Annotated in this window: 9 protein-coding genes and 1 pseudogene; 5 read left to right on the plus strand and 5 right to left on the minus strand. The window is 51.0% G+C overall.

The annotated features are described in order from the left end of the window. Window positions 1-134: 134 nt before the first annotated feature. The 4 genes and pseudogenes from FAES_RS03760 to FAES_RS29490 all read right to left on the minus strand — a co-directional run. Window positions 135-479: pseudogene (locus tag FAES_RS03760) on the minus strand (Y-family DNA polymerase); the annotation flags it as partial. Between the two features lie 83 nt (window positions 480-562). Next, the gene (gene ltrA / locus FAES_RS03765; RefSeq protein ID WP_148289284.1) at window positions 563-2296 is read right to left on the minus strand and encodes a group II intron reverse transcriptase/maturase; all 1734 of its coding nucleotides are present in this window, start codon (window positions 2294-2296) and stop codon (window positions 563-565) included. A gap of 718 nt (window positions 2297-3014) precedes the next feature. Next, a complete protein-coding gene (locus FAES_RS03770) occupies window positions 3015-3377 on the minus strand; it encodes a S24 family peptidase (protein WP_051054018.1) in 363 nt (120 codons plus the stop codon). 172 nt (window positions 3378-3549) lie between these two features. After that, window positions 3550-4764 carry a T9SS type A sorting domain-containing protein gene (locus FAES_RS29490; RefSeq protein WP_015329869.1) on the minus strand — a complete coding sequence of 405 codons (1215 nt, stop codon included), beginning with the start codon at window positions 4762-4764 and terminating at the stop codon, window positions 3550-3552. Between the two features lie 431 nt (window positions 4765-5195). Here FAES_RS29490 and FAES_RS03775 point away from each other — a divergent pair, with 431 nt between their 5' ends. After that, the gene (locus FAES_RS03775) at window positions 5196-6302 is read left to right on the plus strand and encodes an RHS repeat domain-containing protein (RefSeq protein ID WP_015329870.1); all 1107 of its coding nucleotides are present in this window, start codon (window positions 5196-5198) and stop codon (window positions 6300-6302) included. Between the two features lie 320 nt (window positions 6303-6622). Here the strand turns inward: FAES_RS03775 and FAES_RS29950 are convergent, their stop codons facing one another. Next, on the minus strand, window positions 6623-6784 hold the full coding sequence (locus tag FAES_RS29950) for a lmo0937 family membrane protein (protein ID WP_148289285.1): 162 nt from the start codon (window positions 6782-6784) through the stop codon (window positions 6623-6625). A gap of 692 nt (window positions 6785-7476) precedes the next feature. Here FAES_RS29950 and FAES_RS03785 point away from each other — a divergent pair. The 4 genes from FAES_RS03785 (at window position 7477) to FAES_RS03800 (ending at window position 13143) form a co-directional block, all read left to right on the plus strand. Next, window positions 7477-7869 (plus strand): hypothetical protein, encoded by a 393-nt coding sequence (locus tag FAES_RS03785; RefSeq protein ID WP_015329871.1) that lies wholly within the window; start codon window positions 7477-7479, stop codon window positions 7867-7869. 90 nt (window positions 7870-7959) lie between these two features. Then, window positions 7960-11106: an efflux RND transporter permease subunit gene (locus tag FAES_RS03790; protein WP_051054020.1), complete on the plus strand. Its 3147-nt coding sequence runs from the start codon at window positions 7960-7962 to the stop codon at window positions 11104-11106. 50 nt (window positions 11107-11156) lie between these two features. Continuing rightward, complete coding sequence (locus FAES_RS03795; protein WP_015329873.1) at window positions 11157-12341, plus strand: efflux RND transporter periplasmic adaptor subunit; 1185 nt, start codon at window positions 11157-11159, stop codon at window positions 12339-12341. A gap of 67 nt (window positions 12342-12408) precedes the next feature. After that, window positions 12409-13143 carry a ZIP family metal transporter gene (locus FAES_RS03800; protein ID WP_041257516.1) on the plus strand — a complete coding sequence of 245 codons (735 nt, stop codon included), beginning with the start codon at window positions 12409-12411 and terminating at the stop codon, window positions 13141-13143. The last annotated feature ends 52 nt before the right edge of the window (window positions 13144-13195 follow it).

Raw genomic sequence — 13195 nt, forward strand, 5'->3', positions numbered from 1 at the left:
TGCACGGTATACCGTAAAACGCGAAAACGCTAACTTTCAACGAGTTAGCGTTTTTTGTTTATCGTACTTTATCACAAATAATACGGAATCGTGAAGTAAATCCGTCCCCTAATCCGTCCCCTGCATCAGTTTACTCGTAACTGACTGGCAAAGGCGGGCAAGTCTGGATAGATTGACTCGTAGCCGCTGAGGTCTAAAAATGCCTCATCAATACTGTTTACCTCTACGTTCTCGACAAACCGGCCGATCAGGCTCATTAACCGAGCGCTCATATCGCCGTAGAGCGTGTAGTTTGAACTGAAGACTTTTACATCGTGCGTCCTGACCAATTCCTCTAACTGAAAGTAGGGAACGCCCATCGGGATTTTTAGCTCTTTCGCCTCGTTTGACCTGGCTACAACGCACCCGTCATTGTTGGACAGGACAACCACCGGCTTACCCTCTAATGAAGGGTTAAAACTACGCTCACACGAAACGTAGTCGAGTAGGCGGGGGGCGTTTCCGCCCCCAACCCCTCTAAGAACCGTACATGAAAGTTTCCCCTCATACGGCTCAAGCCTCACTAACGCCCGGCCTTCGTCGGACGCGGTTTCTCAACGGTAAGCCCAAGGCTATGCACCTTGCGATGGCAGTCAGGGTGCAGCAGGACTCGATTCTCTGACGTATCCGCTCCGCCCAGCACACGAGGTTGGATATGGTGATTATGCCAACCCGTCTGGTCAGTGATATACTCCGAACAAACAGGGCACCGCCCCGCCTGTTCGCGCCAGAGATAGCTTAATTGTTCCCTACCCCGAAACGTAGCTTTCATCCGTTCGGTAAGCCGATGCTCAAAGTACTCTTCCCAACGTACATCAAAAGGATTGACATCCTCTTTAATGCGGATATGACGACGGATTTTAACATCCGAGGCATAGAACAGATGCGACTCGATAGGCTGACCGTTCGCTTTAATGACTTCGCCACTAAACGTCCAGTTGCGCGTGCCGTGTCGCTTAAAATATTTCTGTCTAATCCACCGCTTTCCCTTTTTAGGGTGCCGCCGAATTGACCACCGCCACAAACAACGGAAGAGTTGCGTGTCCAGCCACTGAAAGGTCTTCGAGCTGCACACATGCCGGTAGAAGTATGCCCACCCCTTGATTTTAGGATTGAGGTAAGCAATCAACTCACTGGCAGATGCGGCTTTATTGGCCTTGATTAGCTGGCGCATCGACCGGACAAAAGCGAGTAAACTCTTCTTGGCCGGTTTGATGAGCAACTTTCCGTTAAACTTGCGAAAGGTGAACCCCAGAAAGTCAAACCCTTCCGTGATCGCCGTTTGCCTGGTTTTCGATTCAGAAAGTCGCAAGCCCCGTTTGCTCAGGAAATTACAAACGACGGGCTTAACCTGTTCTTCCAGTTGCTGGCGACTGATACCCGTAATGATAAAATCATCGGCATACCGTACCAGCCGAACCTTGGGGTTGAAGCCCCGGTCAGGCCGTTTGTAACTCTTGGCAAAGTGAGCTGCTAATTCCTTGGCTAAACCATCTAAGGCCATGTTAGCTAGTACCGGCGAAATGATGCCACCCTGCGGAGTGCCTTCCGTAGTGGGCCACCAATTGCCTTTTTCGATATAACCCGCTTTAAGCCACTGACCCAGAATGGTCTTCTCCATCGGTATGTGCTGGAGCAACCAATCGTGGTCGATACGGTCAAAGCAAGCTTCAATGTCGGCTTCCAGTACCCATTGGGGGCTGTCCTGACGACTCAGCAGACCAAAGCAGCGTTCCACCGCGTCGGCTACTTGCCGGGCAGGGCGAAAGCCGAATGAGCAAGGGTCAGCCGTCGTTTCGGACACGGGTTGTAAGGCCATTAGATGTAAGGCCTGCATCGCCCGGTCTTTCATGGTTGGGATACTCAGCGGTCGTTGTTTGCCATTGCGTTTGGGAATGTAAATACGTTTGAGCGGCTGAGGACGATACCCTCGACTTCTCAGCTCATCGATGGCTTGTCGTTTACGAGGTGGATTGGTCCAAAGTTGGCCGTCCACACCACTGGTGCGTTTGCCTTGGTTTTCCGTCACTCGTCGTACCGCCAAGGCTTTGGCACTGAACGAGCGGGTGAGCAGTCGTTGTAAGGCCTTAACCTTACCCCAACGGCCCGCCTGAATAGCCTTCACAATACGTGCCTGAAGCCGCTTAACGAGTTGGTTAGCCTGTTGCCATTCAATGGCAAACCAGCTTTCTGCCTCGTCGGAAACCGCACCAGTTGTGCCTTTCGGCCCTTCCGTCATCTGCTTTGCTTCCTGCATTGGTTGGTCAGTTTATCTTGTGAAGTGAGACCAGATGGAAGTAGGCCCGCTTTCACGTGGGGCGATATTTCAGTCCCTATCCAATCCATTACAGACTGGCCTTCGCTTTCTCCATCCTCCTTTACCCGCAGTTTCATTGAGTTTCCTCGCAGAAGCCCTACCCTTGTGGGAAAACTACGGGCTTACCGTGTTTCGAGTTCTGAACATCGAATGGGTTAGGCTCTTTCTTTCCGCCGGTGGCCTCTTCGTCCACGGTTGGGGAAACATTCAGCCCCAACACCGCGCCACAGTACCTTTTGGTTCAAGCCTATCAGCATCATTTGGCTTGTTCTGCAATAACGGCGTTTATCGAAAGTTCACTTGAATTAGCCTTATCATTCACGCTTGCCCTATTCCGTTTGATGCTAACGGAACCACCTTCCTCTCACGATTGAGGTGGATTTCGGTACGTTGTCCGAATGCTTAGTACGGGCAGTTACCCACCCGCACGTCTTCGTAGCGTACAGCCAGTGGCATGGCTGGTTTTGTCGCGGGGCGACCCCGGCAAAACAATTCAGAACTCAACTTTTCACGTCGCACGAAATTATTAGCATCTAGTAGTGCGATCATAGGGCCGTATTGCGGGAGGGTTTGAAAAAGACGCGTATCACCTCACCTATAATGGAGGCGCGCTCGTCGGGTTGCACGTAGATTGGCAAGTGGTTGGCGTTGGCGGGTATCAAGACAACCAGCGCCTCTTTATGCACAACCGCCTGACCACGTACTCACCATCAATCCACGCAACAACGACCTTTCCATGTAGGTAGCCGGGTGAATTGTCGATGGCACAATCGACAATCAGAATGTCACCCTCATAGATACGCTCATCAACCATGCAGTCATCCGCTACCCGGTAGAAGTAGGTAGCTTCAGGGTGAACAATACAGAGTTCGTCTAGGCTCAGTACCTTTTCGATGTAGTTGTCTGCCGGGGAAGGGAACCCGGCATGAACATGGGATAGGAGCAAAGGAATTAAGTGGCGATGCTCAACGGTAGCCCGCACTAGTTCGCCCGGTTTAAACCATTCTTTTTCATTGGTCATGTATTGTATAGTGGCTAAATAGTAATGTGACCGCTATATTATAGTTTTAGGATACATATCACAACTAAAACACATACACCAAAGTTTGTGTAAATAAAAAAAGGCCGGGAGAACCACCCACCCAGGCTACTGAGTCATTTGTATCTGAAAGAGGCACACGATCAAATATTCATTAATACTTGATGTAAGGCAGTGTTCTAGATTTCATACCTGATGTTTGGACTTGAATAAAGTATGTACCTGCTGGTTCATCTGCTAACCTCAATACCCATTTAGTTACAGGTTGCGCAAAATCATAGTGATTTACCAATGTTCCCCTTACAGAGCGGACGGTGATACTGTTGATTAATGTTTCGGCTTCTACATCTACAAAACCAGCACCTGGATTGGGATATATGACTAATCGAATCGAAGAAGACGGTAGAACGCCCAACGGTACAAACGATGCAGACAAGCTAGTTAATATCGAGTAGGCTCCACCCACGGCCACCCAACGGCCATTGGCGTAATGCACGGCGTTTATACTGTTGGTAGAAGGTATATCAACCCCTTGCCAATGAGTACCATCGGTTGACGCCCACAATAAATGGCGTCTCGTGTAATCATTACCAACAGCCAACCAGTACCCATCACCGTAACTGACGTTGCTAACCGACATGTCTGCGTTTATCCTCAGCTCCGGCCAATTAATTCCATCCGTTGAAGTGAGGTAATAACCATCAATATCGCCAGCTACATACAATCCAGCCCCGTAAGCAATTGAAGTAACAAAACTGGGTTTTCCTTTTAGTGAACGAGGGGTCCACTCTAATCCATCCTTTGAGGTAGCTATTAGATTGCCACCGACTAAATACCAAGTGTTATTGATGTATTCCACTCTATTCAGGCCATAAGATAGTTGTTGGGCAATTGGCTGATTTGTCCAATTTATTCCATCAGTAGAGGTGTACATTATGCCGTATCCTACACGGACATTATTTGTCTTACCAACGGCGACCCATCTATCTGCTCCAAAATCAACTCCGCTAAACCCGTTTGCAGGGTCAGTTACATGAACAGTCCAGTCAATACCATTAGGTGAGGTTATTGTAGTCCCATTGCTGCCAACGGCAACCCACTGCCCCGGCCGATGAGCAATGGCGGTCAAATCCTCCTTGGTGTTTGAGTTGCGGTTTGTCCAAGTGGAACCGTCTATTGATGTCATAATTTTTCCGCTGCTGCCTACGGTGATCCACTGTCCATCGCCGTAATTGACCGAACTGAAACCACTCGCATTTGATGCCGCCGTAGACGATGAGACTACCGTCCATTGTAGTTGGGCTTTGGCCACAGGGCAAAAAAGTGAACATAGAAAAATCGTGTATAACCAGAGTAAATAGTTTCTCATCGCGCAAACGTTGTTACCGTGAAAAAGGGCTAGTCAAAAATAGCGCTTATTACGTGATCTAAATCAGGCCGTTATGGGCCGTTTAGAAACATTACTAGAGGGTACGTCTGTCAATTATAAAAGTCGCAAGGGCAACAAAAACGGAGAGGCATCCACTGATTGTTGACTATAGAAAAAGGCCGGGGGACCCACCCACCCGGCCTACTGAACCGGGGACCCACCCGCCCGGCTCTGACTAAACTAAAAGCCAATGAAGACCCTTGATAGATTGTAAAGGTACGCATACAGGTATCGTATCTTTGACTCTTCATCTAATATGGCACGAGTTTCCTTTGTGGGAATCAACCTATATATGACAAGGGGAACAAGTTTTGGACGCTCTAGAACTTATGCGTCTATAGCTTGCCCAATCGAGTAAAGACTACTTATCAATGACAAAACATCTAGCCTTCGCTTTATTCTTTTTAACGTGTACCCTTGGCTGTAAGCATAATCCGACTGACGTTGATCCAAAAGGCGATGAAACCGCTAAGAGATGCCGGTTGCGTGTATTCACCTCTACTAACGTAGATTATCAAGGCAAAACGCTGACGACATATTCGATGAATTATGACGCACAGGGAAGGTTGACAGGTGCCAAACGGGTTGTAACCGACCCTAATTCGGCAACACTTTCCACTTACTCTGACAATTATGAGTATGATGCCAATGGATACGTCGTTAAACGAACGTATGCTGGCTCGTATGATTACAAGTTGTATGGGCAGCCTGGGATAACCACCATCAAGTTGGCTGGCAACTGGATATTAACCTATGATTCAGCAGGACGTGTCAGCGAAATCAGTCAAGTAGAAGACAGTGATTACATTGCGTCTAGTACAACCAGTGCTTCTAGAACAGGTAAGCTAACTTACACGTATGATGCCGCCGGTAAATTGAAGACCTTCACCCAGGTATTTACGTCTATTCCAAATGACAAATCTAAGCCTGCTCAGACGGAACGGAAGGAAACCACTTTTACCAATGGCATCGCCACTAAATTCACTCAAGTACCATTAGGAGGTACTGTAGCAGAAGAGCCGTACGAGCTAAATGCGCAAGGGTTAGCCGTAGCTCGAAAAGCTGATGGAAAGGTACTTACCCGCTATACGTACGATTCGCGTGGTAATCTGCTCAGGAGTGAGAACGTAGCTGACCTCACGTTAAACTCTGTAACCATTTATGAGTACGATGATAAACCCAAATCTACCTTGCCCTCTGAAGGAGCGCTTAATCCATTCTTAGGCGGGCTGATTTTTGGAGGCGCTAAAGGGCATCCAACTTTCGTACCGGTTGGTGCAACCGATGCTTCGCAGAACAATATAGCCAAAGTGACATTCGGGTATCTCAATCCTGGCGGTCAACTTACGCAGAATACTACTTGGACATATACACATGCTTACAACGCGAAAGGTTTTCTAACAAGTACAACCATGAAGCATTCGGCATCACCAGATTATATTAAACAGGACAACTATGAATATGCAGATTGTCAGTGATTACATGTCAAACACTACTATTTTCTCAATCCGTCTCCTAATCAGTCACTTAGGCTATTTTTTATAGTTAAGTGGTTGACTATCAGGGATAATTCGCTATTGTGTTTAACACGATGCCAGCGAATTAGCCTTTTTAGTTTGGTAGTAATTGCCTTACAACCCCATAGAAAAGGCCGGAACGTGATGATCCGGCCTTTTTACTAAGGATGCTTATTTGCAAATCACAAATAAAGGAGTCGTAAATGAACAAGGTGGGTTGTTGACTAGCTACAAACTAGTTCAGCGTGGGAAACAAACGTAAACCGCTAGCGGCTACTTACTCAGACTCCCCTTCCTTGGATCAATCGGAAGATCACGGCGATGATGGCAATCACCAGCAATACGTGAATGAGGCCTCCAAGTCCAAAACTATTGAAGCCTAAAAAGCCTAATAGCCAGATTATTACGAGGATGACGGCTACCGTATAAAGCAAATTTCCCATGATAGTAAGATTAGTTGTTGTTCTGACGAAACAGGACCAGGACCCGATGGTTTAGAGAAACTGATTAAGTGGTTCTACACAACTTGTATAACGCATTAATAAATTTTTACGGTTCTATTACTTTGTTTATGTCTAGTTTATGATGCGTGAATAACACTTTACTAGAGATACTATTTGTGGGAAAGGTGTCTATTTTTAGTGTTCACTCATGAGTTTAAGAAGTTGATCACAAGGCAAAACTTTTTTGTAAACTCGTAGTTTACAAGTTAATTGCGAGGCTACTATGTAGCTTGTTTAAAGCTTGTTAAGACACAAAATTGACAGTCATGAATAAGACGCTTTACCTTTTTTTGTTGCTGGTTGGCTCCACCGTAACATTCATTTGGTATTGCGCGGCCCTCGTTGATCTCATACAGGATCATACAAGTGGATTTTACGAAACACATCGGTCAGAGCAGTTCATTGAGATTACTGCGGTTGTGCTTTACACTTATTTTGGCTTTCGTTTTTGTCAACAGAAAATAGGCTTTCACTGACCTTTGTTTGTAGGTACAAAAACTAGTCTCATTCTATTTCAGCTACAATTGATAAGGTATCCCTATCAGGGTCTTTATAGCAGACTAGCACAAGTAGCCCTTCGTTGATGACATGCCGATAGCCCGGTAGTCGGTTGAATAGCTTATTTTTGTGCTATGAAATCCATCACGGCTTTCTTCCTGGGCATGCTGATACTGGCTGGTAGTCTGTTCCCGCAAACAGACGTGGAAGAGGTCTATAAAATCCCCGGATTGCTAGCCCACTATCAGGTGCATAAGCAGGCCGCCGGTAGTGATTTCAATTTCTGGCAGTTTCTCGACATGCACTATAACCCATCGTCGGAACACGCCAAGACCCCGCATAAGGGCGTCAAAATTCCCTTGTTCAACCACCTGTCGTTAGGGCTTGTTTTCACCCTACCTCAACCTCAACGTCTGTTCGTTGATTTGCTGGTTGAACGGCTTGTCTACCAGCCCCATTTCTCATACCAGAATCTCTATTGCTTCCGGGCAGCTGCTTGGCTGTTTCAGCCCCCTCAGCTCGGGTAACTCGCTTTTTGTATTGGTCTGTAGCGCGCCATCACGCCCATAACCGTGTGATGTCCTTGCTGGCTATTTCATTATCAACGAGTTATCTGTATGCTTCATAAACTTATTCAGTTCAGCATCCGTCAGAAGTTGATGGTGGTGCTGGGCGTGCTGGCGTTGATCGCCTGGGGTACGTATGCCCTGCGGCAACTACCGATCGACGCCATTCCCGATATTACCAACAACCAGGTTCAGGTGATTACGCAGGCTCCGTCACTGGCGGCGCAGGAAACCGAGCAGTTTATCACGTTTCCGCTCGAGACGACCCTGCGTAACGTACCTGGCGTGACCGAAATCCGATCGATTTCCCGCTTTGGCCTCTCGGTCATTACAGTGGTGTTTGAGGAATCGACACCCACGTTTCTGGCTCGTCAGCTTGTGACGGAACAACTCAAAGCCGCCGAAGGTACGCTCATTGCTGGTTCACCGCAGTTGGCGCCGGTGACGACGGGGCTGGGCGAAATTTACCAGTACGTTATCCGGCCGGCCGAAGGCTATGAGCACACGTACTCACCTACGGAGCTACGCACCGTTCAGGACTGGCTCGTGAAACGCCAATTGGCGGGCGTCCCCGGCGTAGTGGATATCAGCAGTCTGGGTGGCTATTTAAAAGAATACGAAGTGCGAATTGACCCCGAGCGGCTGCGGGGGATGAACACGACGCTGACTGAAGTGATGGATGCGCTGTCGGTCAACAACGCCAACACGGGCGGCAGCTACATCGAAAAAGGGCAGGAAGCCTTTTTCATCCGCGGCGAAGGGATGGCCAAAAGCCCCGACGAGATTGGGCAGATCGTGGTTAAGCAGGCGGGGTCTGTGCCTGTGCTGGTGCGCGACGTGGCCGAGGTTGGCTTTGGTCATGCGGTCCGCTACGGGGCCATGACGCGCAATGGCAAGGGCGAGGTGGTAGGCGGTATCGTGCTGATGCTGAAAGGAGCTTCGTCCGAAACGACTATTGCCGGGGTTAAAGAACGTATCGGTCAGATTCAGAAAAGTATGCCGCCGGGCTTAGTGATCGAGCCCTTTCTGGACCGCAAAGTGCTCATCGACAAGGCGATCCATACCGTAGCCAAGAACCTGCTCGAAGGCGGGCTGATCGTGATGAGCGTATTGCTGTTGCTGCTGGGCAACTGGCGGGCGGGGCTGGTGGTGGCCTCGGTGATTCCGCTTTGTATGCTCTTTGCGCTTGGTATGATGCACGTCTTCGGGGTATCAGCCAACCTGATGAGCCTGGGGGCGATTGATTTCGGCCTGCTGGTGGATGGGGCCGTGATTATCGTGGAAAGCATGATTTTCAGTATCGTACACACTCGCGCTACGCATAGTCAGTCGATGGACCAGATTGCGCTTGATTCAGCCAGTCGGCTTATGCGTTCGGCGCTGTTCGGGCAGCTCATCATTCTGATCGTCTACGTGCCCATTCTGTCGTTGACGGGTATCGAGGGTAAGATGTTCCGACCAATGGCGTTGACCGTCGGCTTCGCCATTATCGGTGCGATGCTGCTCTGCGTAACCTACGTACCCATGATGGCGGCTACCCTGCTGCGAAAAGATATTCGGGAAGAAGGTACGCTGGCCGACCGGATCATGAAAGGATTACACCGGCTCTATGCGCCCTTGCTCAACGGGGCGCTACGCTGGCGAAAAACGGTACTCGTCGGCTCAGTGGCACTGCTGGTGGGTGCTGCCGGGTTGTTTAGCCAACTGGGGGGCGAGTTTATTCCGAACCTGGATGAAGGCGACATCGCTATCAGCCTGACACTCAAACCGGGTTCCTCCCTGTCGCAGACTATCGCCACTACCCAACGGCTTGAAACCTTGCTGAAAGGCGGTTTCCCGGAGGTGATCGATGTAGTGTCGAAAATCGGTACCGCCGAAATTCCCACCGATCCTATGCCTATCGAAGGGGGCGATATCATCGTTCGGCTGAAAGAGCAATCCGCCTGGACCTCGGCCTCGACCAAGGAAGAACTGATTCAGAAAATGCAGCGAGCCTTGAGCGTTTTGCCGGGGCTGAATCTGGAATTTACCCAGCCCATTCAGTTGCGGTTTAACGAGCTGATGACGGGCGTAAAATCCGACATCGCGGTCAAGATTTACGGCGAAGATCTGGCTATTCTGTTTGCCAAGGCCAATCAGGCGGCGGCCAGCATGAAGTCGATTCCCGGCGTGGCCGACATCAAAGTCGAGCAGATCAGCGGGTTACCGCAGATGCTGGTTACGTATAACCGGCCCCGGCTGGCGCAATATGGCGTTTCGGTGGCCAGCCTGAACCGGGTGTTGAAAGCCGCCTTTGCCGGCGAAACGGCCGGTGTGGTCTTTGAGGGCGAAAAACGTTTTGATCTGGTGGTGCGGCTGGATAGCACCTACCGCCAAACGATCGATAACATCCGGGAGCTCTACGTCGATTTGCCCAATGGTAACCAGGTTCCGCTGGATCAGCTGGCGGCTATCCGGTACGAAGATGCGCCGATGCAAATTTCGCGCGACGACGCCCGCCGCCGTATTACCATCGGTGTCAACGTGCGGGGCCGCGATGTCGAAAGTCTGGTTGGGGAGATGAAAGCGCGGCTGGAAAAGGACGTACCCCTGCCGCCGGGTTATAGCTACACCTACGGCGGTCAGTTCGAGAATCTGGTGAAGGCGAAGGAGCGGCTGGCCGTAGCCGTGCCGTTGGCGCTCGTGATGATTGGGCTGTTGCTGTTCTTCACATTCGGCTCGATGGCACAGGCGCTGCTGATTTTTTCGGCCATTCCTCTGTCGGCCATCGGCGGCGTACTGGCCTTATGGCTGCGCGGCATGCCCTTCAGTATCTCGGCGGGGGTTGGGTTCATTGCGCTGTTTGGCATCGCGGTGCTGAATGGGATCGTGCTGATCAGTTACTTCAACCAACTGGAAGATGAAGGCGTCACCGACGTGAATCAACGGGTTCGGCAGGGAACGGCCGTTCGGTTTCGGCCCGTGGTGATGACCGCCGCTGTTGCCTCGCTAGGGTTTCTGCCGATGGCCCTGTCGACGTCGGCGGGGGCCGAGGTGCAGAAACCACTGGCCACGGTTGTCATTGGTGGGCTGGTATCAGCAACCCTTCTGACGTTGGTTGTGTTGCCCGTGCTCTACAGCCTCGTCGCCGCACGAATCAGGCGGCCCCGTCCGGCGGTCGCTGAGTCTACCTCGCCTTCACTGGCCGAAACGCATTAACCCGAAGGAAACGATTGGGTTTTCTTCTTTATCTCTATCCGTCTTTATCAATGAAAAAGCAGCAACATCAGGGTTGGTGGCTGGTACTGGCACTGTTGGGTCTGGGCAACCTGGTCGCTTGTTCGTCATCGACTGAACAGAAACCCACCCAAGCCGAGATGCCCGCCGTAACCACGTCCAAACCCGGTCTGATTACGATTAGCGAAGCGCAATTCCGCGAAACAGGCATCAAGCTCGGCGCTCCGGACACGCTTTCGCTGGGCGAAACTATTCAGGCAACGGGCAAACTGGAAGCGCCTCCCGACCAATGGGCGTCGGTACATGCCATTATGGGCGGCTTTGTGCGATCGGCCCATCTGGTCGAGGGTGATTTTGTGCATAAAGGGCAGGTGTTGGCCGTACTGGAACACCCGGATTACGTTAAACTTCAGCAGGAATACCTCCAGGCGATTGCCAAACACAGTTTTGAACGGCAGGAGCTGGACCGGCAAACCGAATTGGACCGGGAGGCAGTTGGGGCCCGGCGTAACCTGCAACAGTCAACGGCCGATTTCGAAACGACCAAGGCGTTGCTGGCCTCGCTGGAGGCACAACTGGCGCAGCTTCACATCCCGCTCGAAACTCTTCGGAAGGGCACGATCACTCGAACAATCTCACTGCGCGCGCCCATCAGTGGGTACGTCGATAAGGTGAATATCCGGCTTGGGCAATACGTCAATCATACTGATGAACTGGTCGAGATTGTCGGGCGGGAGCGGCTTTACCTGGAACTGCGGGTATTTGAAAATGACATCCAGAAGGTGACAGAGGGGCAGGTTGTGCAATTCACGATTCCACAACAGCAGACTGGGGCGCTGCGGGCCAGTGTGTACCGGGTGGGGCAGGCGTTTGATCCGCAAACGAAAACTGTACTGGTGCACGCCAACTTACTGGCCAACAAAGGCGAACGCCTGCTGGCGGGTTCGTACGTCCGGGCTTCGATTCTGGTCAACCCCCGCCGGGTGGCAACCTTGCCTGAAGATGCGCTGGTGAAAGAAGGAAACCGGTCGTTTGTGTACGTGCGTCAGGCTACGGATAGCACCTCGACGTACCAGTTTAAACTGATACCCGTTCGCACAGGCATCAGCCAGCGCAATCAGGTCGAAGTACAACTGCCGGCCGGTGTCGATCCGGCCGCTATCGTGCGCGAGGGAGCCTACTTCATCAGCGGTGAGCGCGCCAAAGAAAATTCATAACGCATGGATGAGAACGTACCTGCGCAGGTACGTTCTCATCCATGCGTCTCATCCAACCACGCTATCTATGCCCATTCCTTATCTGTCGATCGCGACGTATGCTTTACTGCCGGCATTGGCCCTGACGGTCAGCGGCCTCTTTGCCACCGTTTACACGCTGAAACCCAAGGCGCAAAGCGCTATTCTCCACTTTGCGGCGGGGGTAATTTTCTCGGTTGTGGCCGTTGAAATTCTACCGCAGGTCGTTCATTTCCGAAATTGGCTCCTGACCCTTATCGGTTTTGGGGGCGGTATCCTGATCATGTTGCTCATCCGTCAGTTCACGGAAGGGGCCGAGCACGCGTCGAAAAACCAGGTCAGAAGCAATGCATTACCCATCACCTTTCTGGTGGTGCTGGGCGTCGATGTCGTTATCGATGGGCTGCTGCTCGGCGTAGGCTTTGCCGCGGGAGACAAAGAGGGCAAACTCCTGGCCTATGCGCTTGGGATCGAAAGCGTATCGCTGGGCTTGGCGACAGCGACAACGCTAACCAATACGGGACTGGCTCGTCGTCGCATCATTGGCTTGCTGGTCGGCATTGCGGTACTCTTTGTGGGTAGTACCGTTTTAGGCGCCACCCTGCTGCATAACCTGTCGCCCGGTGGGCTGGACATTGTGCTGTCCTTTGGGCTGGCTGCGCTGCTGTTTCTGGTTACGGAAGAGCTATTGCAAGAGGCACATCTGGCCGAGGAACCCGCCTGGCTGACGGCCACCTTTTATATGGGCTTTCTACTTTTTCTGCTGCTGGGAATGCTGGCTTGAGACGCGCCACACACATGCTATTTAACAAAAAAGCCGCCTTGTAAGGCGGCTT

The sequence above is a fragment of the Fibrella aestuarina BUZ 2 genome (assembly GCF_000331105.1).
GTDB lineage: Bacteria > Bacteroidota > Bacteroidia > Cytophagales > Spirosomataceae > Fibrella > Fibrella aestuarina.